The organism is Citricoccus sp. NR2, assembly GCF_027594385.1.
Classification (GTDB): Bacteria; Actinomycetota; Actinomycetes; order Actinomycetales; family Micrococcaceae; genus CmP2.
In genome coordinates this window covers 1010366-1036078 of sequence record NZ_CP115154.1, presented here as the reverse complement: position 1 = coordinate 1036078, position 25713 = coordinate 1010366, and the positions used below count along the sequence as shown (strand labels likewise).

Sequence of the window (25713 nt, the reverse complement as noted above, 5' to 3'; positions counted from 1 at the left end):
TCTGTCCTTGTGTACTGGAGCGTTCGTGGTGGGCTGCGGCCTAGCCGGTGGTGCGAGCGCAGTCGGGGAGCTCGAAATCGGAGAAGCGCACGCGCGCGTCTTCCGTGTAGAGGCCGATGCTTCCGTGGAGGTAGGGCTGGTCTTCGTCGGTGTAGGAAACCAGTTCCTCGCCGTCGACGAACACGGTGGCCGTGGCACCGTCCTGTTCCACGGTGAGGCGATAGTCCTGGCCGATGGGGAAGGTGCGGTCCGAGCCAGAGGCGAGGAACCTCTGATTGCCGGGGTAGTCGGCGTCTTGCTTGGAGAGTTCCCAGCCGTTGGGTTTGAGCACGACGGCGTAGAAGTGGGTGTCATCGGTGAAGTTCCACAGCACCCAACCGACTTCCCACACATTCGGCTCGCCCTGGCGGACGGCAGCCTCGGTGTGGACGGTCACGGAGAATTCGGGACTGTCGCACTGGCCGACGGTGTGCACCAATCCACCGTGGGTGACGTCCCAGGATTCTGCGAATTTCGGTTCGAGGGTGACCGACGTTTCATCCCCGGTCACAGTGCCGTGCCCGTTATAGCGGACCTGCCAGGTGCCGTGGGTTTCCCCCTCGTGCCATTCGTTTTCAGCGCGCATCATCATGACGATGACCAACGTGACGACCAGGATCAGGGCAGCTACCGCCGCCCAGATCGCGGTTCGCCGTCGGGTGCGTGCAACCATGCGGTAGGCCCCTCGCTTTCTCGGTCGTCATCATGGTCATCGTCCTCACGCTTTGGCGTGGTGGTCCACCGGGTCTTCTGCGGCATCTTCGACGGCGTGCTCTTCGATGCGTTCGGTCTTGGACCAACCCATCTCTCCGCGCAGGGTCTTCCAGGTGGCGCGCCATCCGGCGAGGAACCACAGCGTGGAGTAGAGGGTGAAGACGTGCATCAGCAGGAAGGTCTTGAGCAGACCGCTGCCGTCGTCGCGGTTGTGCTGCCAGTAGACGATCCCGTAGAGCAGCGGCACCCCGAAGGCGATCAGGTACGCGGTGATCCACCAAGGGGAGAATTCCAGGGTCATCGTGACCGCGGCGACTACCAGGTAGACGGTCCACAGCGCGAAGGCGACGGACAGCAGCGAGCCGATCAGCAACAGGATGGGCGAGCTGAGGTGGTAAGTCAGGTCCACGCGCCGTCGGCCCGAGAGATTACGCATGACCCACGGGATCATGGTCCAGCTCTGCAGGTGCCCCTGGAACCAGCGGGTGCGCTGTTTCACCCAGCGTTTGATGTCTTCCAGCCCCTGCTGATGCACGGCAACGGAGGATTCAAACTCCGTGTTCCACCCGTTGACCATCAATTGCACGCCCAGATCAAGATCTTCGGCGAGGCTGCGCGACCACGGCTTTTCGCCCAACATGTTCAGCGCCGCCAGGCGGACGAACTGGCCGTTGCCGCCCAAGCCCACGCTATTGAAGTGGCGTCGGCCGCGCTGAAAGACCTTGGTGTAGAGCACGAACTCAATGTCCTGCATCCGAGCCAGCAGATTGCTGGAGCGGTTATTGATGCGCACCCCGACCTGCACCGCGCCCAGATCCGGGTCGATGAACAGCGGCAGGACCTTCTCCATGCTTTCAGGATCCAGCCGTCCGTCGGCGTCGATCACGCAGACGATCACCTTCTCCGGATCCGCACCGGGGGCGATCAGACCGCGGCCAATCAGTGGAATGGCTGCATTCAGCGCTTCACCCTTGCCTTGCCGTGCATTGGGTGCCACCCGGCGCAGCAGCTTCACGCGCTCGTCCGGGTGCGCTTCGACAATGGCCGCCGTTTCATCGTCCGAGCCGTCGTCGATCACCAGGAAGGTCATCCGATCGCTCTCGAACGAGCTGAGCCGATCGAGGCTGTTGCCGATCACCCGCTCCTCGTTCAGGCAGGGGATGACGAAAACGACGTGCGCCTGCTCGGCAAAGGCCGCAGCCGCTTCAGCATTCTCATCCGCCGGGCGACCTTTGCGCTCAAAGCGCGACAGAATCAAGAGCGTGACACCGTAGGCGACGGCACTGACGATCAGCAGCAACGCGATCATCAGGACCACATCGACCCGGTGGCCGAAAAGCATGATCACAGCGATGCGCCCCCTTGAGCGCTGGACGGCTGGAACGTACGGTTAGGTGTGCCGTAGCTGTGCTTCGCGGCCGAGGTGCGCGCAAAGGCCGGTGCGGCAGAGCGGCCCTCGAGAACCGGCGCCGACACGGTTACCGGGCGCTTCGATGGAGAAGCAGGGCTATCGCCGTCGCGACCGGTGGTAACTGTCTTCGGGGACAGCCGATCACGCAGAGCGAACAACAGCAGAGCTCCGCCGAAAAACAGGACGTACGCGGCAAAGAGGCCCGCAGAAAGTGTCATGAGAAAACGCCCGACTGCCATCATGACGTCGAAGCTCGTCGATGAGATTACACATGCCTGATCCAGGCATTCCGATACAGGGGTCACTGTGATCTTTTCCTCTTGTTCAAGGTGATGAAGGCGCGACGAAGTAAGGTCTTATCTATCGCTGAGCGCTATGCGCGCGGAAAAAGGCCAGACGCGTGAGTCTTCAATTAAGTGTGCCACTAAGTTGGCAATTACAACAGCCCTGCGAAGCATTACCGGTGAGTAGTTAATTCTCGCCAGTAACATACTGTGAAGTAGCGCTGGAATACCGACAGGCACGTGAGGCCAAGGGCCTTTCAAAGGCGTCAGAAAGTATCGCCGAACGGCGCTCGCACACATTGTGGTGCCGAGTTGAATCCAAGCCACTCGACGCGGTGCCGAGTTACTAATTTACGCACAGCAGCCGTCGCCTCCTTCGCTGGTGCCTCATCTTCGCCCCTACCTCAAAGCGGGCAGGGCATTTTTGTCCAGACACCATTTACAGACGACGTCGCGAGCAAATCCTCACAAAAAAACTTCATCTAAGCTTCAGTGAATCGCGTCACAAGCCTGAGGATCGTTGCAATACTGCGGGAGCCGGGATGCTCCACCGCTGAAAAAGCTCGTGCAATAGATCGTCAATATCGAGGTACACACGCTGAGAACCGGTCGCCGACCGCAAGACCCAGGTATCCCCCTGCGCGGTGAGCGCCCACCCTCGAGGCAGTTCAGCGCGCAACGCAACCAGCACGGTGTTTTTCACACCGTGCTGGTTGATCAGGGCGGTGGTCGCCGACACCGGTCGACCACCGCCGCAAGCGCCACACATTAGGGCATCACATCGCCACTGTTCGGGCCGAGGGTCTGCCCCGTGTAGAGGTTCCCGCCGGGCGAGGAAGCGAGCAAGAGCGCGGTGGGCGCCACTTCTGCCGCCGTACCGAAGCGACCGATGGGCAGCTCGGCTTGTTTTGCCTGCTTCCATTCCGGACTCAGCCCGTCCACCAGGGGGGTCTCGATGGGCCCCGGAGCGATGGTGTTCACCAGGATGTGGTGTGGCGCCAGTTCCAAGGCCATGGCCTTGGTCATGCCGATCACCCCAGCCTTGGCGGCCACATAGTGGGTCAGCCCCACCCCGCCCTTGATGCCCAGCTGCGAGGCGATGTTGATGATGCGCCCGCCGCCGCGCTCGATCAGGTGCGGCAGCGCCCAGCGTGATGCTAGGAAGACACCGCGCAGATCCACCGCGACCGTGCGGTCGAAGGTCTCCACGCTCATCTCCGCCAGCGGGGTCTCATCCAGAATCCCCGCTGCGGCAACCACGATGTCGATGCCACCCAGCAGCTCTGCGGCCCGGTCCATGCCGGCCTGCACTGAGTCGGAGTCCATCACGTCCACAGCGACGGCGTGTGCCGTCCCTCGCTCCGACAACCGGCTGGCGATCGCCTCAGCGCGCTCCCGGTTCAGGTCCAACACCGCCACGGCTGCGCCTTCGGCGACGAACAGCTCGGCGATGGCTTCTCCGATGCCGCTGGCGGCCCCGGTGATCACCACTGCCTGCCCCTTCAGGCTCTGTTCTGCCATGTGTCCTTTACCCTCTCCTTCGTTGATGTTTCGTTACGGTGCCGTGGTTCAGCTCGGCCAGCGGATGGTGAGTCCGCCGTCGACAATCAGCTCCTGACCGGTGACATAGGCGGCATCGTCGCTGGTCAGGAAGCGGATGGTGCGGGCGCATTCGTCCACGGTGCCGACCCGTCCCCAGGGGATAATCCCTCCGGCGGCGTCGAGCCCGTCCTTGCCCAGCGAGTTCTTCTCGTCGAGGGACTGCGGGCTCTCAATGAGCCCGGGAATCACTGCATTGACGCGGATCCGGCGCGGTGCCAACTCCACGGCCAGCGAGCGGCAGAGTCCGAGCACCCCGGACTTCGCCGCCGCATAGTGGGCATGTTCCTCCCAGCCATACACGCCGCCGGCGATGGAGGAGGTGGCCACCATGGCGCCGCCGTCGTTCATCGCCGCAGCTGCGGCACGAAAGATGCGGAACACCCCGTTCAGATCGACGTCGAGCATGTCGTTCCAGGCAGCGTCAGTCATCTCACCCAGAGCGCTGCGGCGCAGGATCCCGGCGGCGGCCACGGCGATGTCGAGACGGCCGAATTCGCTGATTGCGGCCTCGACCATCGCGGCGCATTCCGCCTCAGAGCGCACATCAGCGGGCACGGCCACACAGCGGGCACCAGCCGCTTCCACCGCGGCCACCGTGGCCTGCACGTCGTGGTCATCACCCGGGAAATAGTTGACCACGCTGTGTGCGCCCGCGCGGGCGTAGGCGACGGCGAGCGCCTGGCCGATCCCGCTGGCGCCACCCGAGATCAGGGCAACCTTGCCGCCCAGTCCGTCGTCGCGTGTCGTCTCGGGTGTCATTAGAGGTGCTCCTTCATGTGCAGATCAGAAGTCGAAGAATCTTCGGGGGCAGTTAGGGCGGCAGCGGACTCATCGGTAGCCGTCTGGTCGATACGCCGGGTGCCCATCATGCATAATGCGGCCAGCAGCAGCCCGATGGTGCCCGAGCACAACGCCGCCCAGGTCATCTCCAGGCCCAGGAACAGCAGCAGACTCAAGAGCCCGGATCCGACGATGCCACCCAGTGGGGCCATCACGTGGGCCACATTGGTGCCCATGCCGCGCACATGGGCCGGGAACGATTCGCCCATGTAGTAGAGCAGCGCGGCGAAGGGGCCGGTGAGGAAGAACAGGGTCAGGCCGTAGAGGGCCATCACGAACCAGGTGGATCCGGGCACCAGCAGCATGATCAAAGAGGACAACGCACCGGCGAGCCAGCCCAGCACCACGGTTTTCTGGCGCCCGATCGCATCACCGAGCCAGCCGTGGAAGAGGTAGCCGACGAAGCCGACGGCGTTGGCGCCCACCAGGATGACGAGTGCGTTTTCGAAGCTGACACCCTTGGCTTCCACGAGCACGGTGGTTCCGAGCACGGAAAACACCTGGATGCCGATCCAGCTGAACAGCCAGGCGGCGGCCAGCAGGGTGGTGTGACGCCACAGGTCACGGGTGAACACGTCTTTGACGCCGGTGCGGGCGTGCGATTCGGCTTCCAGGCCGTGCTGGTCGAGCAGGCGCTGGGCGCCGTCGTCGTCGCCCACTTCTTTACGGCGTCGTGCTTCCTTCATGGCAGCGAACACCGGGGATTCCGGAAGACGCGTCGCCCACAGCGCCACGCACAGTGCCAGCACGCCGGCCACGGCGAAGCTCCAACGCCAGCCGATCACGGGCAGCAGCAGGGCCGACATGCCGGCAGCCACCAGAGCACCGATCGGGTAGCCGGCCTGGACCACGGAGTAGAAGAGGCCCTTGTTCTTCACCTTGCGATAGATCTCGGAGAGGTAGACCGCGTTGACGACTTCCTCGGACAGCGAGAGCCCGGTGATCGAGCGGATGATGATCATGGTGACCGCACCGGTGGCCATACCGGTGAATCCGGAGGCCAGGGCCCCACCGAGCATCAGGATCACCAGGGCGTTGCGGCGTCCCAGCCGGTCGATGATGGGGCCCACGACCAACGAGACGATAAAGACACCTACGTGGGCCAGCGTATTGATGCTGGTGGACTGGGCGGTGGACCAGCCGAAGTCCTCGGCGATGACGGGCAGCAGGGTGCCGAATAGCGTGAAGTCGTACACGGAGACGACCCAGGCGACGAAACAGACCAGGGAGACTTTCCGAATCAGTTTCGGCGTCATCTCCACATCCCACGGGGCAGGTGCCGTGGACACAGGTGTGGTGCTGGAGGTGGTCATGGTGGCTCTTTTCGGTGAGTTTTCGGGAGAGTCCGGCTTCTCGAGTGACTACTGGGCGCGAGGGAAACGCTGTGCGAAATCGGCGGCAACGTCCTTCATGAAGGCGAATTCGACGCCGTCGTGGGAGGCGATGTGGTCGAAGAGGCGCTCCAGCATCAGCAGGTTCTGCGGGCGGCCCGACACATCGGGGTGAATGGTGATGGGGAAGACGGCGTAATCCATCTCGCGGTAGACCCAGTCGAACTGGTCGCGCCACAGGTCCTCGATGTCGCGCGGGGAGACGAAGCCGTGCGAGTTCGCGGAGGACTTGATGAACATCATGGGCGGCAGATCATCGAGGTACCAGGAGGCCGGGATCTCGATCAGGTCTGTTTCCTGGCCACGGACCAGCGGCTTCATCCACTCGTGGGCGGAGGCGGCGTCGTAGTTGATCTTGGTCCACTCATCGCCGACGCGCACGTAGTACGGGGTGTGGTCGTCGTGCATCAGCGAGTGGTCGTAGAGGAAGCCGCGCTCGGCGAGCAGTTCGTTGGTGACGGTGGAGAACTCCCACCAGGGGGCCACGTAACCCACGGGCTTGGTACCGGTACGGGTGGTGATGAGATCGGTGCAGTAATCGAGGATCTCCTCTTCCTGCGTGCGCGTCATGGCCAGCGGGTTCTCGTGCGAGTAGCCGTGCACGCCGATCTCGTGGCCCGCGGCAACCACCTGGTCGAACTGTTCCGGGAAGGTTTCGATGGAGTGGCCGGGCCAGAACCAGGTCACCGGCATCTCGCGGCGCTGAGCTAGCTGCAGCAAACGGGGGACGCCGACTTCACCAGCGAACAGGCCCCGGGAAATATCGCCGGGAGAGTCCTCGCCGCCGTAAGAACCGAGCCATCCGCCGACAGCGTCGACGTCAATGCCCACGGAAACATAGATCTTCTTCGTCATGGTGACTCCTTACTCGGATGGGTGTTGCGGGGTGGATGATGGTTTGAGGTCAGTGGCATCGGCTGCAAAAGCCGCGGCCACATCTGGTTCGCTGACGCCGTGGGACAGCAACAGCGCCATGAGCATGCGGGCTTGGAAGGGGTGCAGTGCACCGGTGGGGATCGCTCCGGCGGCCACCAGATCCACTCCCCCGCCGTTGCCATAGATTGGAACCACGGGGCCGTAGGGCACACGGGTGGAGAGAGCGACGACGACGCCGGCAGCGCGGGCACGCCGCACCGCCTCGACGTACCCTGCACCCGCGTTGCCCGAGCCCGTGCCGGCCAGCACGATGCCCTGGGTACTGCGCTCCACCAGCAGATCGAGCAGCTCCGGGTCGGAACCGGGATAGATCGGAACGATGTCGACCCGGGTGGTGTCGAATTCTGCACTCGGGCGCCCCAGGGTTGCTCGACGCACGGGGTCGGCGACTGGCGAGAGCCGGCCGGAGTGCACGCGTCCCAGCAGCGCACCCCCTGCAAAGGGAGCGCTGGCCAGGGTGTGCATTTTCGCGGTCTGTGTGGCTGCGCGTACCTCGCCGTCGAAGCAGATCACGGCACCCCAGTTCTGAGTACGTGGATCGGCCGCTGTGTGCACGGCATCGGCCAAATTCCGTGGACCGTCGGTATCGGTGGCATCGGCGGAGCGCTGGGCGCCGGTGAACACCACCGGCACGCGCTCGGCGAGCACCAGGTCAACCAGAAATGCGGTCTCCTCCATGGTGTCGGTGCCATGGGTGACGACGATGCCGTCGTTCTCAGACCGGGCGGCTTCGTCGAGTACGGACTCGGCGATCAGCCGGATGTCACGCAAGGTCAGCCGATAGCTGCCGGTGGTCATCACATCTCGGGAGCGCACGGTCACCTCTGGATCCACACCGTCGAGCAGGTTCTCGACCGGCTCGGACGCCACGGCGCCGTGCCCGTCGACTGCACGGGAGGCGATGGTTCCGCCCGTTCCCAGAATTTTGACCGTGGTCACGTTGTGTCGCCCTGCTTTCTGTGGCTGTTGAACCGATGGACACACGCTTACCCAATCGAATGCCGCAAACGTTTGTGTAGCGTGTGCAATGATGACATTAGCTCACGAGTATGTGAGGCGCAACACAAAAGTTTTCGAACATGTTTCGAGCGTGTAAAGGTTTCAGTGTGAACAGTCGGTCCTCCGTCACCCTCAAAGCTCTCGCCGAAGAGCTGGGCCTCAACGCCTCCACCGTGTCTCGGGTACTCAACAACCCGGATGCCGCTAATGGGCGCTGGGCCTCACCGGAGACCGCTCAACGCATTTTGGATTTGGCCCGCGAGCGCGGATACTCGAAGAATCCGTACGCCGCCTCGCTGCGCACCGCGAAGTCGCGGATGATCGGCGTCGTGGTCCCGCGCCTACAGGACTTCGTGCTGGCGACCATCTATGAGGGCATCGACGAGGCTGCCACCGAGCAGGACTACTTCACCGTGGTGGCCAACTCCCTGGACCACCAGGAGGCGCATCGGGCCAAGGTGGAGAAACTCTTGGACCGGCGTGTGGACGGGCTCATTCTCGGCGACGCGCTCTTCGAGGACCCTTACCTGGATGAGCTGAAGGACCGCGGCATCCCGTTCGTGTTGGTCAACCGACGCTCCACCGGACATCTTTCGGTGACCTGCAATGACTACGAGGGCGGGCGCCTCGCCGCCCAGCATTTTCTGGCCAGCGGGCGCACCAGTTTCGGCGTGATCGCCGGCGACCTGCGCGCCTCCACCGCGCGCGACCGCCTGGCCGGATTCCGCGCAGCCCTTGAAGAAGCCGGACACACCCTGCCGGAAGATCGAGTAATTCCGGGCGGGTTCGACGCCGACGCCGGACGTGCCGCGGCCGAAGAACTCATCCAGCGCGGGCCCCTGCCGGAAGCCGTATTTTCCGCCAACGACTTCTCCGCCATTGGTGCGATCGGAATTTTTACCCAGCACGGCGTGCGCGTGCCCGAGGACTTGGCCCTCATCGGGTTCAACGACACTCCCCTGGCTTCGGCGGTACACCTGACGACGGTCCGTTCCCCCATGCATGAGATGGGCCGCACCGGGTTCCAGGCCCTGATAGATCTCCTCGCCGGCCGTGACGTCGCCGCCCAGCAGCTGACCCCCGAAATGGTCATCCGTGCCACGGCGTAATGGCCACGAGTAGCCCTAGTGCCCCGGGGCGCCCCGCTCCGAGATAGTTCCCGTTTCCTCATCGAAGTACTGCATCGACGAGGCCGAAGAATTGATCAGCACACGAAATTTTGCGCCAGGCAATGCATGTGGGTGCCGAGGATCAACATACGCTCTACGCAACTGCTTGGTGATCGCTGCAGCAGCTGAGCGTAGCAACTCCACGTCCCGAGATTTCACCGGATCAGCTGACGGGACCACCACTCCCAAGCCGGCTACCACCGCGCCGTCAGGTCCATAAATGGGCGCCGCCATGCCTCGCGCGAGCGGATGAACAAAGCCGTTGGCGATCGCCACACCTCGACGTCGCACCTCGTCCAGCACGCTTTGCAGCTCCGCCACGGTGCGAGGGGTGGCATCCGTGTAATGCCGAATCCCGGAATCGACGAGTTCTTGCAGGAATTCCGTTGACTTGTTCAAGAGCAAGACATGCCCGATGGCAGAGGCCCCCAGGCTGATCCGTCCTCCCACGACGGTGGCGTTGACCACCGCGTCATGCCGCGAGAGTCGGTCGAGATACACCACGTCATATCCACCATCCACCCCCAGCTGCGTATGCTGCCGAATCTGGTCCTGCACCAGGCGCATCAGGGGCGCAGCGATTTCCCGCAACCCCAAGGCTCGTGGTGTCCGCGCGGCCAGCTCCCACAGGCGCAACCCCAGTTGATACGAACGATCCGGCAACCGTTCAAGCAGGCCTTCGTGCTCCAACTCGGCCACCAGTCGATGCGCCGTGGAGATCGGGAGCTCTGACCTCCTCGCGATGTCTGACAACGTCAAAAAAGCAGTGCCCACTGCAAAGGCATCAAGAATGCGCAGATGCCGCCCCAAGGCAGACACCGGCCCTTCGCGTCGTTGCGGCACATTCTCCTCATTTCCGGTGACTGGAAACCTTGCATCACCATCTTACGTGATGCATGTCACAGTGGGCGGGCGACGCGTCAGCGTCATTCACCACCACTTCGGCGGATCGGAGGAGTCCATTGCACGACAGCATTTCTCAACACGGCGATGATCTCGTCATCACTCAGCGCACTCCGGTGTCTGACAGTGTCGTCGAGCTCACTCTGCAGCGCGGAAATGGCGGCCGACTCCCAGACTGGGCCCCTGGTGCTCATATTGATCTCATTCTGCCAAGCGGCCGCGTACGGCAGTATTCCCTGTGCGGTGACCGCTGGCAGGCACACCAGTACCGAGTGGCCGTACAGCGAGATCCTCGCGGTTCCGGAGGCTCACAGGAGATCCACGACCAGCTCAGGGTCGGCGACCGGGTTCGCTTCGGCGGGCCCCGCAACAACTTCCGGCTGGCCCCGGCCACTGAGTATCGCTTCATTGCCGGCGGAATCGGCATCACCCCGCTGCTACCGATGATTCAGCAGGCAGAGCATCTGAACATCCCCTGGCGTCTGCTCTACCTCGGCCGCGATCAGCGACGCATGGCTTACCGTCAAATGGCCTCTCGTTATTCGAACCAGGTCACGGTGCACACCTCAGGCCATGGCCACCGTGCCTCCGTGAAGCAGTGGCTGGGCACACCAGACCCGCACACCCTCGTGTACGCCTGCGGGCCGGAGCACTTGCTGGACGCTCTACCGGATGAATGTGCTGTCTTGCCGCCGTCACAGTTGCGCCTCGAGCGATTCAGCAGCCCCCTGGCAGATGTGCCGGTCAGCCGGGAGTCCTTCGACATCGTGCTGTCGCGCAGCGGTCGCCGCATCACCGCAAAGAGCTCCGACTCCGTCGTGAATGTGCTCTCGGACGCGGGCATCGACGTCATCACGTCGTGCTCCCGTGGTGTCTGCGGCACCTGCGAGGTGGGCGTCATCGAGGGGCGGGTCGATCATCGCGACGCGCTGCTCGACGACGACGAACGATCCCGCAACGACTGCATGTTTCCGTGCGTATCCCGGTCCCTGTCCGACTCTCTTGTCCTCGATCTCTGAAAGGATTCCCATGACGTCGCTCGCCGCCTCTCGCTGCCCGTTCTCGGGAGCCACTGGTGCTCCATCATCATCCGCGGATGGTCCCGCTACTCATGAAGCACCTCGGATCGCATCGACGGCAGCCGTCGTGGACGTTGATCCCTTCGACGAGGCCGTCCTCGCCAACCCCCACCCGATGCACGAGCAGCTGCGTGAAGCTGGCCGTGATCTCGTGTATCTCCCCCAGTACGACACCTACGCGGTGGCCCGCTACGAGGTGGTCCGCGAAACCCTGGAGAATTGGCAGGATTTCGCCAGCGGTGCTGGCGTGGGCCTGAGTAACTTCAACCGGGAGGAACCCTGGCGCGCACCATCTCTGCTGCTGGAAGCAGATCCGCCGCGCCACGATGCACCGCGGGCCGCACTGGAGAAGATCCTCGGTCCTCGGCGGTTGCGCCATTATGAGTCGGGTTGGATGGACACGGCTCACCGGCTCGTGGACTCGCTGCTGGGTCAGGGAATCGGTGGCACCCGGGAGCTGGATGCTGTTACCGCCATCTCGGAGGTGTATCCGCTGCAGGTCTTCCCCGATGCGGTGGGCCTGACGCAAGGCGGGCTCGAGAATCTGCTCCCTTACGGCAACTTCGCATTCAACGCCTTCGGTCCGCGCAACCGCCTCGTCACCGACGAGATGGAGTCCATCAAGCCGGTCATGGCCTGGGTTGCCCAACAATGCCCGCGCGAGGCATTGTCAGCGGAAGGCTTCGGTGCCGACATTTGGGCACGGACGGATCATCGCGATCTCACCGAGGAGCAGGCCCCGATGATCGTCCGGTCCCTGCTAACTGCAGGCGTCGACACCACGGTGTACGGAATCTCCGCGGTGCTGTATCACCTGGCGTCGAACCCGGAGCAGTATCAGCGCCTCCGCAACGATCCGAGTCTGGTTCGCCGGGCTTTTGAGGAGGCGCTCCGCTTAGAGTCTCCGGTCCAGACCTTCTTCCGGACCACCACCCGCGAGGTGAGTATCGGCGGCACCACGCTTCCCACCGACCAGAAGGTCTTGATGTTCTTGGGTGCCGCCAATCGTGATCCGCGGCGCTGGGAGAATCCAGACGCTTTCGACCTAGACCGGAACCCCTCCGGTCATGTGGCCTTCGGCAGCGGCATTCATCAGTGCGCCGGCCAGCATGTGGCACGGCTAGAAGCCGCCTGCATTCTCATCGCCCTGCTGGAGCGAGTCGAGCATCTCGAGTTCGCCGCCGCACCGGAGCGCAAGATCAACAACACCCTACTGGGATGGGCCTCGCTGCCCCTGCGCCTGCACACCACCTGACCATTAACGCACGTCATCACCACCATCTGAGGGAGAACACCATGTCCACGACCACCACACCCCGTCCGCGCCGCCTCTGGGGAGTCATCGGTCTCGTCTGCGCGGCCTTGGTTGCCACCGGATGCGGCTCCGCCTCGTCTGCACAGGAGCCCCCGGCCACGGAAGGCTCCGCCGCTGGTGGCGACGGCTCCGAAGTGACCATCGGCTATTTTCCGCTGGTGCATACCGCAAGCATCGTGCACGCGGAGCAGGCTGGATACCTCGCCGACGGCGGGATTGATGCGGAACTCACCCAAACCGAAGGTGGTGCCGCTGCTATCCCTGCCCTGATTTCCGGCGACGTCGACATCCTCTACAGCAACTACACCTCAGTGCTTCTGGCGGCCGAGCGCGGTCTGCCCGTGGTGATGATCTCTGGCAACGATATTGCCGCCGACGATCACGGGATCTTCGTCCCCGAGGATTCCCCCGTCGAGAGCCTGGAAGACCTGGACGGGAAGAGTTTCGCCGTCAACAATCTTCAGAACATCGGCACCGTCGCTCTCTACGCACAGCTCGAGGAACTAGGACTGACCCGCGACGCGGTGGATCTGGTCGAGATGCCGAATCCCGACATGGCCGCTGCCGCCACGAATGGGAACGTCGATGCGATCTGGCAGGTCGAACCCTTCCAGACCCTCGCTCGTCAGGCTGGCCTGAAGCGCATTGCTGACATGTTCGCTGGCCCCGCCCAGGACATGCCCGTCGGCGGCTGGGTCACCACCCGCGAATTCGCGGAGAACAATCCGGAAGTGATCGCAGCCTTCCAGGAGGCCCTGCGCCAGTCCACCGAAGACCTGACGGACAACCGCGAACTGCATCTGGAGCTGGTCCCTGAATACACGCAGATCAGCGCCGACGTCGCGGAGGAGCTGGCGCTGCCCCACTACGATGCGGAGCTGAAAGTCGACGCCCTGCAGTCCGGAGCGGATCTGATGGTGGAATACGGGATCATCTCAGAGGAGTTGGACGTGGCCAGCCTGACAGTCGCCCCGTGAGGGGCAACCGCGCCAGCGCGTGAAACGGAAACGCTGGCAGGTCCTCCGGAAGGTTCGTTGGTCACGTCAGCTCAGTGATGAGCGCACGGACTCTGCTCTCGATGTCGTCGCGGATGGGGCGCACCGCCTCGATCCCACGCCCGGCGGGGTCATCCAGTTGCCAGTCGTCGTAGCGTTTGCCAGGGTAGATCGGGCAGGTATCGCCGCAGCCCATGGTGATGACGACGTCGGCAGCTCGCACAGCATCGGCGGTCAGCAGCTTCGGGTGTTCGGCCGTGATGTCGATGCCCACCTCGTTCATCGCCTCGACCACGGCTGGGTTGAGCCGGTCGGCGGGTTCGGAGCCGGCAGAACGAACGTCGACCCGCCCGGCCGCCAGCCGGGTGAGGTAGGCGGCGGCCATTTGGGATCGTCCGGCATTGTGGACGCAGACGAACAACACCATCGGGGACTGTGAGGTGGTCATGATGCCTCGGTTTCTTCTGGGTAGGGGTTGACGTGGAACCACCGCTGGGCTGTCCAGAGGGAGACGTAGATGAGGCCGACGAGGACGGGAACTTCGATCAGCGGCCCGACAACCCCGGCTAGGGCCTGTCCGCTGGTGGCTCCGAAGGTGCCGATGGCGACAGCGATGGCCAGCTCGAAGTTGTTGCCTGCCGCAGTGAACGCCAGCGTGGTCGAGCGTGCATAGCCCAGTCCGAGAACCTTGCCGAGCAGAAGGCCTACGAACCACATGAGACCGAAGTAGACCAGCAGTGGAAGGGCGATGCGTGCAACGTCGAGTGGGCTAGACAAGATGGCTTCGCCCTGGAGGGCAAACAGCAGCACGATGGTGAACAGCAGACCGTAGAGCGCCCACGGCCCGATCGTCGGAACGAAGCGCTCTTCGTACCAGTCGCGACCTTTGCGCTTCTCACCGATCCACCGGCTGACAAACCCGGCGAGGAGCGGCACTCCCAGGAAGACGAGCACGTTGAGGGCGATCTGCCATACCGAGACGTCCAGTCCCTGGGTATCGAGGCCGAGCCAGCCAGGAAGCACCGTGAGGTAGAACCAGCCGAGGAATGAGAACGCGATGACTTGGAAGATGGAGTTGATCGCGACTAGCACGGCGGCGGCTTCTCGATCGCCGCAGGCCAGGTCGTTCCAGATCACCACCATCGCGATACACCGCGCGAGGCCCACGATGATGAGCCCGGTGCGGTACTCGGGCAGGTCGGCCAGGAACACCCAGGCGAGGGCGAACATGACCGCCGGTCCGACGAGCCAGTTCAACACGAGCGAGGACACGAGGAGGGGCTTGTCACCGGTGACGGCCGCGATCTTGTCATAACGGACTTTCGCCAGCACCGGATACATCATCACTAGCAGACCCAGTCCGATCGGCGCCGAAACACCGGCAACTTCCATTCGCGCGAGCTGGTCGGCCAAGGCTGGAATGAAGCGACCAAGGAGAAGGCCAGCGATCATCGCCAGCCCGATCCAGAGTGGCAGCCACTGATCCAGGGTTGACAACCGTCGCCTCGTCGCAGCCGCAGGCACTGGGGTCTTCGTGGTATTCAGGGGTGTCGTCATATCGGAAACGCAGGGATTAGTGGGCGGGTTTGGTAGCGCGGATGATCGCGGCGTGCATCCCATCCGCGGCCTCGTGGGTGAACTCGACGCTCACACCCGTGAACCCGGCCTGGGCGTATCGAGCGCGGACCTGCTCGCGCAGCTCAATGCTTGCACTCATCGTCGTGCTCCTTCGTCCTTGGATGGCCAACAATATATCGATATTCTTCGATACATCGATACTTGTCAATACGTGGCGTAGAATCAGACGCATGACGACATCACTGCCCTTGATCTCCGCTGGTGCGGGTGAGTGTTGCACTCCGGTCACCGGCGGAGTACTCGCGGTCGAGGACGCCCAGCAGTTGGCTCGGATGTTCAAGGCCCTGGCCGATCCGACACGCGTCCGACTGCTGTCGATGATCGCGGCGCGGTCCGACGGGGAAGCCTGTGTGTGCGACCTAACCGAACCGGTGGGCCTGTCTCAGCCCACGGTCTCTCACCACATGAAACAGCTCGTCGATGCCGGCCTGGCCACCCGTGAGCAGCGCGGCAGATGGGCTTACTACGCCATCGCGCCCGAAGCACTGTCCATGCTGAGCAATGCGCTCGCGCCGCACACCGTCCCTGTCGCGGCGGCAACGAGAATCGACGGCGAGGCTCGGGCAGAATAAAGGAATGACTTCACTGCGCATTGCCTTGTTCACCGGTGCCGCTCTCGGGGATGACCCGCGCTGGGTGGACGACGTCACAGTCGTCACCCGGAGACTGGCCGAGGCCGGCCACGCGGTGGTCTACGGTGGCGGTCGCTCCGGACTGATGGGCGTCGTCGCCGATACGGCTCTTCAGGCCGGCGCCGAGGTGTTCGGGGTGATCCCGCAGACTCTGGTGGATGCCGAGCTGGCACACCCGGGGCTGACGGACCTGGCCGTGGTGCCGGATATGGGCGCCCGCAAAGCGCAGATGACGCTGCTCTCGGACGCAATGGTCGCACTACCCGGCGGCGGTGGCACTCTCGAGGAGTTTTTCGACGTCTCGGTGGGTCAGGTGCTCGGCAACCACCGCAAACCGGTCGCCCTGTACTCGCCCGCCGGGTTCTGGGACCCGCTGCTGGCCGTGCTGGGCGACCTGGTGGAGAAGGGGTTCATGAAGCCGGAGGCCCGGGCCGGACTGATCGTGGCCAGTACCCCGGAACAGCTACTGGACGGGTTGGCCGGTTGGACCCCGCCGGCCCCGCGCTGGGCCGAGCGCACCGCGGCCAACGAAAATGAGAGACACTGGGACAAGTCAACACCGACCCGGTAGTTCTTTTGGCAGTGTCCAGAACTCGCCAGCGACGGACGACTGCTTTGACTTCGCTTCCTGATCAGTCAGCACGTCCGGGATGTTCACGGTCACCCAAGGATGAACGTCAAGTTCTGCCAAGCGCCTTCACTACGCAACTGCCAGCGAGACGTGACACTCTCAAAACCCGCCAGGCCGGATTGTTGATGGCAAGGCTCGTTCGGTCAAGACCTCGGCGGAAATAAGAATCACGGTCTGATGTAGGAGCAGGTGACATCATGACCTGTCCTACGGTCTGGTTTCCACGCTTGGTCGCTAGCTTCCGGTGGTGGTGAGTGCCCGCGGGGTGCGGGCGAGGTCGTAGTCGTGGGGTGTTGCGTATTCGAGGGAGGAGTGCCGGCGACGACGTTTGTAGAAGACCTCAACGTACTCGAAGATCGCGTTCGCGAGCGCGATGCGCGTCTTCCACTTCTTCCGGTTCGGCAGATCGATCTGCATCGTCGACCAGAACGAATCCATCATCGCATTGTCGAAGCCATCGCCGACGGTCCCGAACGACGACAGCAGTCCCGCTGAACGGATCTTCTGAGCGAAGACCCAGGAGGTGAATTGGACTCCGTGGTCCGCATGAACGATCTGAAACTGAATTCGGATCACCTGACCGCTATCGCTTGGGGATTCGTCGAGCGCTCCGCCCTGGTGTTCTTGGGCGGACTCGCTGGCGGTGAAATGGGCAACCTGCGCGAGGTGTTTGACCTGTCCCGCCGAGAAGTCTCCACTATGGCTGATTGGACGGCCCCGGCCCCAGTGGGCCTGTGGTCAGGTCGGGTCGGGATCCGCCGGGCGCGGGAAACTTCCTCCTGAAAACCGGGAAAGAACCAGGCGTGCCACTGCATGTGCAGCTCACCGATGTCGAGCATCCCACCACGGACTCGAACCGTGATTGGGAGATGATGACCCGTCGCAGATCAGCGTGGAAGCCGCCTAAACCAACCTGGTAGTTCGGAGACGCCCTGGATCGTGGCCCTGGCCGGGCTCAGGGTCTGATGTAGGAACTGGTGACACTTCTAGTTAGGCCGCGAGGGCCAGGTCGTTGTTCATGATGGTCTCAAACTCGATCGGCGTCAAACGGCCCAGGCGGGCCTGGCGACGCCTGCGATGATAAGTCCGCTCGATCCAGGTCACGATCGCGATGCGTAGCTGTTCGCGGGTGGCCCAGGAACGCCGGTCCAGGACGTTCTTCTGCAGCAGGCTGAAGAACGATTCCATTGCCGCGTTATCGCCGCAGGACGCCACCCGGCCCATCGACCCGACGAGGTTGTGCGCGGCGAGTTCTCGGCGCAGCTTCCTGCTTCGAAATTGCGATCCTCTATCGGAATGAACGATGCAGTCGTCCACGTTTCCGCGCATCCGGACGGCGTTCCTGACAGCGCGGACCGCGAGAGACGCCTTCATCCTCGAGTCGATCGAGTAGCCCACGATCCGACCGCTGAACGCATCCTTGACCGCGCAGAGATAGAGTTTGCCCTCACCTGTGTGGTGTTCGGTGTAGGGGTCGGCCAGCGGCGCCCTGCATGGCTCTCGCCGTGTGGGTTTCCGCTGGCCGCCCTCCGAACCGGACGTGCCCATTCCTGAGCATCCGGCTCTCCATCGGATTCATGCCGTGGCGTTGTCCCATGGTGCCAGGATGCGGGTTCCCCGGTACCGGTAGCGGGTCACAGGGACCTGCCAGGCCCGGAAGAACTCGATCCCTTCGCTGCGTATCTCCCACCCGGGTAGGAACCGGCGCACCACGGTGTGCTTATTCAGTTTCGGGTGCCGCTTGTTCAGCCATCCCACGATCCGCCAGAAGGCGAAGTGATCTACATAGCTGAACGTCGCTTTCGACACTCCGTGCTGAAAATAAGCGCACCACCCTCTGAGCACCGGATTGATCCGGCGCAGAAGGTCAGCCAACGTCCTATGCGCTGCCCGGCGGGTCAGGACCCTGATCTTGTCCTTGATCGAAGACAGTGACTTCTTCGATGGGTAGGTATAGACCTTGGTCTGCACGCTGGTTCCCTTCTTGTTCCGGCGCTGGATGGGCCAGCCGAGGAAGTCGAACCCCTCATCAATATGAGTCACTCTCGTTTTCTCTGCCGATAGGCGCAACCCCATCGGCGCGAGCACTTCAGCGACCTCGCCCCATAGGGCTTCAGCATCAGCGCGTGGACCATGGACCAACACGACGAAGTCATCCGCGTAGCGGATGTGCTTCATCAGGGTCCCGCCATTGCGCCGGTACTTAGCCCTGGTCCATTCCGGCCCCAGAGACTTCCACTTCTGCTGGAAGTGCGCATCCAGGCCAGAAAGGACGATATTCGCCAATAGTGGTGAGAGTATCCCTCCGTGCGGGGTGCCGGTATAGGTGTTCCTGTTGAGACCTTCCTCGGTGAGGATGCCAGCTTTCAGAAACGCCCGGATCAGCCGTAGGACACGCTTATCAGTGATACGTCCACGAATGCGACCCATCAGGGCGCTGTGGTCGATCTCATCAAATCAGGCTGTGATGTCAGCTTCGAAGACCCACTCATAGTTCGAGGGGTTCGAGGTGAACTTGTGTATCTCAGCCACCGCGTCCTGTGCCCGCCGCCGGGGCCGGAAGCCATAAGAGGACGGATAGAAGTCCGCCTCGAAGATTGGCTCTAGCACCAGTTTCAGGGACGCTTGCACGATCCTGTCAGCCATGGTGGGGATCCCTAACGAGCGGGTCTTCCCATTGGCCTTAGGGATCTTATGCTCACGTACCGGCTGCGGCACGAGCTCACCAGACTTCACCTGGTGGCGAAGATTGGTGAGCATCACGACAGCCTGACCACCGAGCAGGGATCGCGGAGCGATCCCATCAATCCCGGCGGTCCGGCCGCCCTTATTGCCCCGCACACGATCCCACGCTGCCAGCAGGAAAGCGGGATCATGGACAAGGTTGAACAGATCATCGAAGCAGCGAGCCTCATCAGCTCGCGCCCAACGGTGCAGCTTGGCCTGCATCGTAAGTACTCGATGCCAGGCTGAGGAAACCTCAACTGGTCTCGAAACACCCGTATTCACCGGTGTATCTCCTTTGCATGCAGCTGATGCTGCGTAAATCAGACTGAGCCCCTTCGCCATGTGACCGGCTTTCCCGACCTCGGACTACTACGAGCTCTCCGCCCCCTGCCTCTGGTACCAGCTGGCGACGAGCCTCCCACCCCATCGGCCACTGGCCGTGACCATAAGGCGGGACCAACAACAGGGTTCCCACGTTCACTATTTGATCGATCAACAGGATCGGCACCCAGCTATGCTCCTGCATCCTCGCCACGGCTACGCCGCAGGCCTTCACCATGGCCTCCGGTGCCGACGACATTCTCCGGCCCCGAAGTTCCCCACCACCATCAGGCAGTGGGTACGCGATGCGACCCAGCCCATATCCGCCAGATTCCGGGCTGGTGGGCGTGACTTGAGAAGCGTTCAGTCGCTGGTTCCTCTCGTATACCTCTCCGTCTCGTTAGCCGAGCACACACCATCTGGCAGTCCTGGTGCGCCTCGTCGTTGTCAGGGCTGCTGTCCACCTTTCTCCTCGTCCCAGGATTCAGGCTGCCCTCAACTTCATTACGCTGCTGCGACAGCACAACGGTGCAGGTCTCTCACCTCCACTCGATCAAACAGCGCCTCGTGGCGCACGATGTCGGTCAGCCAGATCTGGTTCGGCCGAGTGGCATCGAACCGGTGACGCTCACGCCCGTCCTCGTCGATGACGACGCAGAGATCGTCGTGAGATGGTCGGTGTCCGTCTCAAAGGCATCGAGGGTTGCTCCGTATCTTCCGCACACCTCGGTGAAGGCGTCGGCAAGTTCGTCCCTCACTCTGTTTGTCATGACTTTACGGCGGTATTTCGGCGTCAGGACAATGAGGGCGTGAAGCCGATAGACCACATGCCTTCCATTGCGCCAATCGTCAGTGCTCTCAGTCATATGCGATGTGATAGACCACATGTCGGTTAAGGCGCGTCTCTACACCACAGAGGATCAACTCCCTGTGCTGACGATGCACTGCGCCCATGCCCGATATGTCTACAACAGGACTCGAACAACGCTCCATGTGGCGTCCGGGAATGAAGTCGATAGGCATCTATGAACAAAAGCGTCAACTCACCGAAGCCAGAGCCGAGTTCGGCTGGCTAAGAGAAGGTTCGACCGTGGTCCAACAGCAGGCGTTGTTCGATCTCGACCGAGCATTCTCCAACTTCTTCGACGCAGGCAAGGGGCGTGGCCGCGCCCGATATCCGAAGTTCAGGCGACGTGGCATTGACGAGAGTTTCCCCGTGCGCGACATAAGCCTCAAACGCATCTCACGACGTCATGCAACGGTTTACATCCCCAAGCTCGGCTGGGTCAGATTCCGAGCACACCGCGAGTGGTCACACGATGAATCCGCGATCTCAGCGCGTGTCTCACTCAACAACGGGCACTGGCACATCGCCTTCACGACACCTCCGGCGCCGAAGATCGAAGCCAAGACCGGGGCTGCTGTCGGAATCGACCGGGGAGTGAACAACACCATTGCAACCGCCGACGGACAACTGCTCCACATGCCCTGCTTCACCGCCGGTGAGTAGAAACGGTTCCTCGCCCTCCAACAACAACTTGCCCGTCAGACCCGCTCGGCAAAGAAAAACGGACGCAAGTTTGACGACTGCACCAGACGTAAATCCACCCTCGCTTCGCTGGCATCTCTGCGCCGCAGACTCAACAACCGCCGCACCGACTGGGTCGAACAAACCACGACCCGATTGGCCCGGACATATGATTTGGTCGCCATTGAGGCACTGAACACAACCGGGATGGTCCGTCGACCCGCACCCAGCCCAGACCCCGATACCCCTGGGGCATTTCTACCCAATCGAGCACGCGCCAAAACATCCCTGAACCGGACCATCCATGCCTCACGATGGGGCAGTATCCATCGCCGACTTACTGACAAAATGATCGACGGAGCCGTCATTGCCGTTGATCCACGTAATACCAGCCGGACATGCTCCAATCCGTCCTGTGGGCATATTGCAGCCGAGAACCGCGAGAGCCAAGCGGTCTTCGTCTGCATCGCCTGCGGGTACACCGCACACGCCGACATCAATGCCGCTGAGATCATCTTGTCCTGCGCGCTCAACCCTAACCCGAGGACATCGGCGGATCGGACGCAGAAGTCACCGCACGAACGGAGCCGCGTCAACCATCCTCAGGGCGCCGCATAAGCGGCAGACAAGGAAGCCCCGTCCGTCAGGGCGAGGAGGATGTCACAGATCTTATGACAGACAACCTGACCCTCGACATCAGCGACTTCACCGCCGAGGAGGTTGCCCACGTAGTGACACTCGTGCGCTCGATGCGCGAGGGAAGCGCAGCATCCACTGGCATAGTGATCGACACATCATGGGAAAGACGCCATCTCTACCGGCTGGACGCTGGACCTGGTCTTAGTGCTCCGCGAGAGCCTGAGACGCCGGGGGAACACCGTGCAGTTGGAAGCGTTCAATCAGGCAATCAGAAACGGTGGTGAGATCAGCCGTGGAGAGATCTTCCGGATCGGCGGCTACGAGCCCAAGCGGCAACTGAAGAATTGGACCAAACCCCTGCGGACGATCACTTCCGAACTGATCCAGCAAGGTAGCCTCCCTGAATCGGCCGAGCCTCCAATGGAGGCCGACTACGCGGAAGGCTCCGGTTACAGGCAGGCGCATGTCTTTCGAGTGACTCCGGAGATCGTCAAACTCGTGAAAGAGGGGATGTGCGACGGCTGCTGGAAGCTCGTCGACACCGGCACGAACGGGCGCCACATACCGCCGCATGAGGGCCTCAAACGGGTTGGCGATTATCGACATTTCGGCAGCGCGGGCAAAGTCGCTGATGAGTAGGACTACTGCTGTTCCATCTGCTGCAAAGAGTGGTGCACGAGACCGGGAATTACGGCATGGGATGGGTCGAACCGGCTTAGCCCCGCGCGGTGCTGACCAGCTCTGTCGCGCCGGCAGTGCTGATCCAGCTGGAACACTTCACCAGTCACTATTATGGGGAGGACTGCCTGGCCTCTCAGGCGTTTTACGAGGCCCAGGCGAGCGGTCGGGCAAGCGCTGGCAGCTGGTAACGGCGGCCTCTTTCATGGCTAACCTATACCGATCAGTACAGGATCGGCCCTTCGTCTGATCGATCAGAGGATCAAATCGAAACTGTGATTCGGTTCAGCAGCAAGGGAGTAAAGCCGAGATAGGTCGTGTTTCCCTGAGCATCCGTAACGCGCGCTCACGCGTCTCGGGCGAGTAGTTCCTGTTCCTCGCATTTCATTATTACTTGAGACTTGGAACGAAAGATAGGTCGATTCACGTCGATATACCGAATCGTGGTCATTGGGTGACCTGAGGTCTTTACAGACGAATAAATTAGATATTACGGTTATGCACATACCTTTGGATGAGCACGATCACTCATGTGCGCTTTCTATGACTCCTCTCGGTTGATGCCCGGGAAAGCGTGGGGCATCCTTCACTAGCAGCGGTCCAGCAGTTTCTGGATCGCGCCCGATCGACCTGTGCCCGGGGGACCCAGTGAGCTTGTACGCCAGACTTTACCGTCGACGTCAAAGCCTCAATATCGATCGAATTCACCGCATCATCATGGCGTTCACTGCGGCGGCGCTGGCGATGCTCGTCGCGATCTCCGGGGTCGGAACCGCCTATGCGACTCCTGTGTTGGCAGTCGAGTCGACGGAAGACACCTCGGATACGGGATTGGAAGACCAGGTAGAGCGACCTGTCGTTCCGCTATCGGAAACAGACGGTGAGCAACCAACCGATGCTGGGGATGAGGCCACCGAGGACCCGGAAACAGACGGTGGCGACGATGCCACAGAGGCCCCCGAGCCGGCGCCGACACCTAGCCCACGTCAGTCGCGCGAGGTCGGAACTCTCGCGGCACTGACTTGCACCCCGGGAAGCTTCTATTCTGTCTCCGCGACCGGCCAACTGCGAAGTGTCACCAACGGCACCATCGCCGATGTGGGCACTGCGGCTTCGGGTGTAACGAGCTTCAACGGCCTCGGCGTGAGCACGGGCGGAACTCGGGCGATGGCTTACGAGCGCACCAACTCCAACCGCACAGCCACCATCTACGACTTCAACACGACGACCAACACCTGGGCGTCGACGGGCCGGTCGCTGAACACCAACCTCGCTGCGAATGGCGGCTTCACCGGTTCCCTTGTCGCAGGTGCCATCAGTCAAGCGACCGGCGACTTCCTGTTCGGCGGTTTCCAGACGGTGACCACCGGAAACACAACGCAGCTACAGTTCCGCATCTGGCGCTATTCGCCAGGCAACCAGTCGTTCGGGTACCTGGGCTATATCAACGGCGGCAACGTCGCTGCTGGGACCACCGCGAATGGCGACCTCGATCTCGACGCCAACGGCAATATGTTCATCGTGAGGGGTAGCGGCACGAGCGCGATCATTTACTCGGTGACTGCAGCGAACTTAGCGTCGGCAAACGGCGGGCTGATCCCGTCATCCGCCTCAAACAGCTTTACCGCGAGCACCAACGTTAACGGTGCGGCTTTCGACGCCAGCGGGCGTCTGTACCTGGGGTCGCAGACCACCGTCGACAGTTTCGCCATGCCGGGATTCACCGATCGACGCACCGTGACGACGGGGCTCACCGGCAGCACGGACCTCGCATCGTGCTCATCGCCGCCGACCATCGCTGTCGAAAAGGTCGTTAATGGGCGGGCGAAAGCCGAGGATCAGTTCACGCTCTCACTGTCGAGCGGCGGTGTCGCGGTGGCGTCAGCCACGACGGAGGGCTCGAGCACCGGCGTGCAGGCGCAGCGCATCGGGCCGCTCCCGACCGGACGCGGTTTGTCTCTGACGTTCACTGAGACCGCCGCGGGTCAGGCGCGTCTTTCCGACTACACCACCAGCTGGGAGTGCCGCGTCGACGGCGCGACCACCCCGTTCGCTAATGGGACCGGAACCACGGGGACTATCACTGTCCCGAACTCAGGTCAGGCCATCAGGTGCGCATTCACGAATGCCACCCGACCTGCCACCACTCGGGTCGATAAGGTCTGGGTGATTGATGGGCAGCGATTCGCGCATGGATTGCAGCCCCAGGGATTCAACGCCACGCTGCGTCTGTCGCCCGCGGGCACCCCAAGTGGAGAGACACAGTGGGGTCAGGTGCGCAGTGGCTTCGCGATCGGGCAACAGGTCACGGTCAGCGAGGACGTGACGATCGACAGTGCCCGCATGCCCGGTTGCCGGGTGAGTTCGGCGCGTCTGACGGGATCGGGGATCACCGGCAGCGTCGATGCCAGCTCAGGCGCGCTCGTGACTCTGCCCGGTGCGGCGAACACCTACACACTCACCAACACGGTCACCTGCGAGCAGACTCTCACCCTCACAAAGCAGCTCGACCACCGTCACGGCGGAACACGCGTTCCTGCGGACTGGAACGGCCGCCTCTTCGCCGACTCATCGGGCGCCGGTCGACTCACTTTCGCTTCGGGTCAGACCCAGACCGTACCCACCGGAAGCTTCGTCATCAGCGAGAATCAGCTCGCAGGGTACGAGCTCGGATCCGTCTCCTGCCAGGGTGCGACGTTCAACGCGTCGACGCGAACCGTGACCCTCGCCCGAGGGCAGCAGGCACAATGCACCATCGTGAACCGCGACCTGCCAGGAACGCTGTCGTGGACGGTCACCGACCCGGCAGGGACACCGATCGGTGGTTCGACGTGGACTCTTATCCGGCCCGGTGGCGCCGATCCGCTCCTGATCGAGGACTGCGTTGCCGCATCCGCCGCCAGCTGCACTGGCCTGGACCGTAACCCGGCTGCTGGAGGGTTCTCGCTGGATAATCTGCGTTGGGGCGATTACGTCCTCGTCGAGGAGAGCGCTCCCGCCGGATTCCAACCGAGCACCACACGGTATCCGTTCACGATCTCCGGCGAAGAACGCTCCATCACCACGACTGCGTTCGTCAATCAGCAGGTCGTGCCGCCCACCCTCCCGCGGACCGGTGGAACCGGCTCCGACGGATTCACGATCGCCGGCGCGATCCTGCTCGGCGGAGGACTCGCCGCGGCGATCCCGCTCTGGCTCAGGCGAAGGGCGGTTCGTCCATAATCCTGCTCTTGCTTCGCCGC

The 25713-nt window shown here is 62.6% G+C and carries 26 protein-coding genes and 4 pseudogenes; 12 read left to right on the top strand and 18 right to left on the bottom strand.

What is annotated here, in order from left to right:
- Nucleotides 1-40: 40 nt before the first annotated feature.
- The 9 genes from O1A05_RS04835 to O1A05_RS04795 form a co-directional block, all read right to left on the bottom strand.
- A complete protein-coding gene (locus O1A05_RS04835) occupies nt 41-712 on the bottom strand; it encodes a calcium-binding protein (protein WP_270106927.1) in 672 nt (223 codons plus the stop codon).
- Between the two features lie 45 nt (nt 713-757).
- Nucleotides 758-2095: a glycosyltransferase family 2 protein gene (locus tag O1A05_RS04830; RefSeq protein ID WP_270106926.1), complete on the bottom strand. Its 1338-nt coding sequence runs from the start codon at nt 2093-2095 to the stop codon at nt 758-760.
- 2 nt (nt 2096-2097) lie between these two features.
- Nucleotides 2098-2469 carry a hypothetical protein gene (locus O1A05_RS04825; RefSeq protein ID WP_270106925.1) on the bottom strand — a complete coding sequence of 124 codons (372 nt, stop codon included), beginning with the start codon at nt 2467-2469 and terminating at the stop codon, nt 2098-2100.
- A gap of 481 nt (nt 2470-2950) precedes the next feature.
- Nucleotides 2951-3187 (bottom strand): hypothetical protein, encoded by a 237-nt coding sequence (locus tag O1A05_RS04820; RefSeq protein WP_270106924.1) that lies wholly within the window; start codon nt 3185-3187, stop codon nt 2951-2953.
- 29 nt (nt 3188-3216) lie between these two features.
- On the bottom strand, nt 3217-3969 hold the full coding sequence (locus O1A05_RS04815; protein WP_270106923.1) for an SDR family NAD(P)-dependent oxidoreductase: 753 nt from the start codon (nt 3967-3969) through the stop codon (nt 3217-3219).
- A 48-nt stretch (nt 3970-4017) separates the two neighbouring features.
- On the bottom strand, nt 4018-4809 hold the full coding sequence (locus tag O1A05_RS04810) for an SDR family NAD(P)-dependent oxidoreductase (RefSeq protein WP_270106922.1): 792 nt from the start codon (nt 4807-4809) through the stop codon (nt 4018-4020).
- A complete protein-coding gene (locus tag O1A05_RS04805) occupies nt 4809-6203 on the bottom strand; it encodes an MFS transporter (RefSeq protein ID WP_270106921.1) in 1395 nt (464 codons plus the stop codon). The genes O1A05_RS04810 and O1A05_RS04805 overlap by 1 nt, the downstream gene beginning before the upstream one ends.
- Nucleotides 6204-6251: 48 nt before the next feature.
- Nucleotides 6252-7136, bottom strand: coding sequence for a polysaccharide deacetylase family protein (locus tag O1A05_RS04800; RefSeq protein WP_270106920.1), 885 nt, complete (start codon nt 7134-7136; stop codon nt 6252-6254).
- 9 nt (nt 7137-7145) lie between these two features.
- Entirely contained in the window at nt 7146-8156 is a 1011-nt protein-coding gene (locus O1A05_RS04795) for an asparaginase (RefSeq protein WP_270106919.1), read from the bottom strand.
- Between the two features lie 167 nt (nt 8157-8323).
- Here O1A05_RS04795 and O1A05_RS04790 point away from each other — a divergent pair, with 167 nt between their 5' ends.
- Complete coding sequence (locus tag O1A05_RS04790; RefSeq protein ID WP_270106918.1) at nt 8324-9325, top strand: LacI family DNA-binding transcriptional regulator; 1002 nt, start codon at nt 8324-8326, stop codon at nt 9323-9325.
- Between the two features lie 15 nt (nt 9326-9340).
- Here the strand turns inward: O1A05_RS04790 and O1A05_RS04785 are convergent, their stop codons facing one another.
- Nucleotides 9341-10228, bottom strand: a complete 888-nt coding sequence (locus tag O1A05_RS04785) for an IclR family transcriptional regulator (RefSeq protein ID WP_270106917.1) — start codon at nt 10226-10228, stop codon at nt 9341-9343.
- A gap of 119 nt (nt 10229-10347) precedes the next feature.
- Between O1A05_RS04785 and O1A05_RS04780 the strand changes: the two genes are divergently transcribed.
- Genes O1A05_RS04780 through O1A05_RS04770 form a run of 3 tightly spaced genes read left to right on the top strand, consistent with a single transcriptional unit; the run spans nt 10348 to nt 13659 of the window.
- A complete protein-coding gene (locus O1A05_RS04780) occupies nt 10348-11307 on the top strand; it encodes a PDR/VanB family oxidoreductase (protein ID WP_270106916.1) in 960 nt (319 codons plus the stop codon).
- 10 nt (nt 11308-11317) lie between these two features.
- Nucleotides 11318-12622, top strand: coding sequence for a cytochrome P450 (locus O1A05_RS04775; RefSeq protein WP_270106915.1), 1305 nt, complete (start codon nt 11318-11320; stop codon nt 12620-12622).
- A gap of 41 nt (nt 12623-12663) precedes the next feature.
- Nucleotides 12664-13659 (top strand): ABC transporter substrate-binding protein, encoded by a 996-nt coding sequence (locus O1A05_RS04770; RefSeq protein ID WP_270106914.1) that lies wholly within the window; start codon nt 12664-12666, stop codon nt 13657-13659.
- A 61-nt stretch (nt 13660-13720) separates the two neighbouring features.
- On the opposite strand, the gene O1A05_RS04765 is transcribed toward O1A05_RS04770, so the two are convergent.
- Genes O1A05_RS04765 through O1A05_RS04755 form a run of 3 tightly spaced genes read right to left on the bottom strand, consistent with a single transcriptional unit; the run spans nt 13721 to nt 15394 of the window.
- On the bottom strand, nt 13721-14125 hold the full coding sequence (locus O1A05_RS04765) for an arsenate reductase ArsC (RefSeq protein ID WP_270106913.1): 405 nt from the start codon (nt 14123-14125) through the stop codon (nt 13721-13723).
- Nucleotides 14122-15234: an ACR3 family arsenite efflux transporter gene (arsB, locus tag O1A05_RS04760; RefSeq protein WP_270106912.1), complete on the bottom strand. Its 1113-nt coding sequence runs from the start codon at nt 15232-15234 to the stop codon at nt 14122-14124. Before arsB ends, O1A05_RS04765 begins: the two co-directional genes overlap by 4 nt.
- A gap of 16 nt (nt 15235-15250) precedes the next feature.
- Nucleotides 15251-15394 carry a hypothetical protein gene (locus O1A05_RS04755; RefSeq protein ID WP_270106911.1) on the bottom strand — a complete coding sequence of 48 codons (144 nt, stop codon included), beginning with the start codon at nt 15392-15394 and terminating at the stop codon, nt 15251-15253.
- Between the two features lie 91 nt (nt 15395-15485).
- Here O1A05_RS04755 and O1A05_RS04750 point away from each other — a divergent pair, with 91 nt between their 5' ends.
- Both O1A05_RS04750 and O1A05_RS04745 read left to right on the top strand, forming a co-directional pair.
- The gene (locus O1A05_RS04750; protein WP_270106910.1) at nt 15486-15887 is read left to right on the top strand and encodes an ArsR/SmtB family transcription factor; all 402 of its coding nucleotides are present in this window, start codon (nt 15486-15488) and stop codon (nt 15885-15887) included.
- Between the two features lie 4 nt (nt 15888-15891).
- Nucleotides 15892-16518: a TIGR00730 family Rossman fold protein gene (locus O1A05_RS04745; RefSeq protein WP_270106909.1), complete on the top strand. Its 627-nt coding sequence runs from the start codon at nt 15892-15894 to the stop codon at nt 16516-16518.
- A 294-nt stretch (nt 16519-16812) separates the two neighbouring features.
- Here O1A05_RS04745 and O1A05_RS04740 read toward each other — a convergent pair.
- Nucleotides 16813-17133, bottom strand: a pseudogene (locus tag O1A05_RS04740) (integrase core domain-containing protein); the annotation flags it as partial.
- Here O1A05_RS04740 and O1A05_RS04735 point away from each other — a divergent pair.
- A complete protein-coding gene (locus O1A05_RS04735; protein ID WP_270106908.1) occupies nt 17125-17361 on the top strand; it encodes a hypothetical protein in 237 nt (78 codons plus the stop codon). The pseudogene O1A05_RS04740 and the gene O1A05_RS04735 overlap by 9 nt on opposite strands.
- 207 nt (nt 17362-17568) lie before the next feature.
- Here O1A05_RS04735 and O1A05_RS04730 read toward each other — a convergent pair.
- The 3 genes and pseudogenes from O1A05_RS04730 to O1A05_RS04720 all read right to left on the bottom strand — a co-directional run.
- A pseudogene (locus tag O1A05_RS04730) lies at nt 17569-18099 on the bottom strand (IS3 family transposase); the annotation flags it as partial.
- Between the two features lie 54 nt (nt 18100-18153).
- Complete coding sequence (locus O1A05_RS04725; RefSeq protein WP_270107506.1) at nt 18154-18654, bottom strand: group II intron maturase-specific domain-containing protein; 501 nt, start codon at nt 18652-18654, stop codon at nt 18154-18156.
- A pseudogene (locus O1A05_RS04720) lies at nt 18637-19338 on the bottom strand (reverse transcriptase domain-containing protein); the annotation flags it as partial. The pseudogene O1A05_RS04720 and the gene O1A05_RS04725, both read right to left, overlap by 18 nt.
- Between O1A05_RS04720 and O1A05_RS04715 the strand changes: the two are divergent.
- A complete protein-coding gene (locus tag O1A05_RS04715) occupies nt 19318-19551 on the top strand; it encodes a hypothetical protein (RefSeq protein WP_270106907.1) in 234 nt (77 codons plus the stop codon). The pseudogene O1A05_RS04720 and the gene O1A05_RS04715 sit on opposite strands and share 21 nt — an antisense overlap.
- A gap of 659 nt (nt 19552-20210) precedes the next feature.
- Here the strand turns inward: O1A05_RS04715 and O1A05_RS04710 are convergent.
- Entirely contained in the window at nt 20211-20492 is a 282-nt protein-coding gene (locus O1A05_RS04710) for a transposase (protein ID WP_270106906.1), read from the bottom strand.
- Nucleotides 20493-20578: 86 nt separating this feature from the next.
- On the opposite strand from O1A05_RS04710, the gene O1A05_RS04705 reads away from it, so the two are divergent.
- From O1A05_RS04705 to O1A05_RS04695, 4 genes and pseudogenes are all read left to right on the top strand, one after another.
- Nucleotides 20579-21136 (top strand): RNA-guided endonuclease InsQ/TnpB family protein, encoded by a 558-nt coding sequence (locus O1A05_RS04705; RefSeq protein WP_270106905.1) that lies wholly within the window; start codon nt 20579-20581, stop codon nt 21134-21136.
- 60 nt (nt 21137-21196) lie between these two features.
- A pseudogene (locus O1A05_RS15715) lies at nt 21197-21772 on the top strand (RNA-guided endonuclease InsQ/TnpB family protein); the annotation flags it as partial.
- Nucleotides 21773-22033: 261 nt separating this feature from the next.
- Nucleotides 22034-22432 carry a hypothetical protein gene (locus O1A05_RS04700; RefSeq protein WP_270106904.1) on the top strand — a complete coding sequence of 133 codons (399 nt, stop codon included), beginning with the start codon at nt 22034-22036 and terminating at the stop codon, nt 22430-22432.
- A 756-nt stretch (nt 22433-23188) separates the two neighbouring features.
- Nucleotides 23189-25693: a SpaA isopeptide-forming pilin-related protein gene (locus O1A05_RS04695; protein WP_270106903.1), complete on the top strand. Its 2505-nt coding sequence runs from the start codon at nt 23189-23191 to the stop codon at nt 25691-25693.
- Nucleotides 25694-25713 lie beyond the last annotated feature (20 nt).

Coding starts and splice junctions, on each gene's coding strand:
- O1A05_RS04835 (WP_270106927.1), bottom strand. CDS start 712: ATGGTTGCACGCACCCGACGGCGAACCGCGATCTGGGCGGCGGTAGCT.
- O1A05_RS04830 (WP_270106926.1), bottom strand. CDS start 2,095: ATGCTTTTCGGCCACCGGGTCGATGTGGTCCTGATGATCGCGTTGCTG.
- O1A05_RS04815 (WP_270106923.1), bottom strand. CDS start 3,969: ATGGCAGAACAGAGCCTGAAGGGGCAGGCAGTGGTGATCACCGGGGCC.
- O1A05_RS04810 (WP_270106922.1), bottom strand. CDS start 4,809: ATGACACCCGAGACGACACGCGACGACGGACTGGGCGGCAAGGTTGCC.
- O1A05_RS04805 (WP_270106921.1), bottom strand. CDS start 6,203: ATGACCACCTCCAGCACCACACCTGTGTCCACGGCACCTGCCCCGTGG.
- O1A05_RS04800 (WP_270106920.1), bottom strand. CDS start 7,136: ATGACGAAGAAGATCTATGTTTCCGTGGGCATTGACGTCGACGCTGTC.
- O1A05_RS04775 (WP_270106915.1), top strand. CDS start 11,318: ATGACGTCGCTCGCCGCCTCTCGCTGCCCGTTCTCGGGAGCCACTGGT.
- O1A05_RS04770 (WP_270106914.1), top strand. CDS start 12,664: ATGTCCACGACCACCACACCCCGTCCGCGCCGCCTCTGGGGAGTCATC.
- O1A05_RS04765 (WP_270106913.1), bottom strand. CDS start 14,125: ATGACCACCTCACAGTCCCCGATGGTGTTGTTCGTCTGCGTCCACAAT.
- arsB (WP_270106912.1), bottom strand. CDS start 15,234: ATGACGACACCCCTGAATACCACGAAGACCCCAGTGCCTGCGGCTGCG.
- O1A05_RS04755 (WP_270106911.1), bottom strand. CDS start 15,394: ATGAGTGCAAGCATTGAGCTGCGCGAGCAGGTCCGCGCTCGATACGCC.
- O1A05_RS04750 (WP_270106910.1), top strand. CDS start 15,486: ATGACGACATCACTGCCCTTGATCTCCGCTGGTGCGGGTGAGTGTTGC.
- O1A05_RS04745 (WP_270106909.1), top strand. CDS start 15,892: ATGACTTCACTGCGCATTGCCTTGTTCACCGGTGCCGCTCTCGGGGAT.
- O1A05_RS04735 (WP_270106908.1), top strand. CDS start 17,125: ATGAACGATCTGAAACTGAATTCGGATCACCTGACCGCTATCGCTTGG.
- O1A05_RS04725 (WP_270107506.1), bottom strand. CDS start 18,654: ATGGGGTTGCGCCTATCGGCAGAGAAAACGAGAGTGACTCATATTGAT.
- O1A05_RS04710 (WP_270106906.1), bottom strand. CDS start 20,492: ATGACTGAGAGCACTGACGATTGGCGCAATGGAAGGCATGTGGTCTAT.
- O1A05_RS04705 (WP_270106905.1), top strand. CDS start 20,579: ATGCCCGATATGTCTACAACAGGACTCGAACAACGCTCCATGTGGCGT.
- O1A05_RS04695 (WP_270106903.1), top strand. CDS start 23,189: ATGGCGTTCACTGCGGCGGCGCTGGCGATGCTCGTCGCGATCTCCGGG.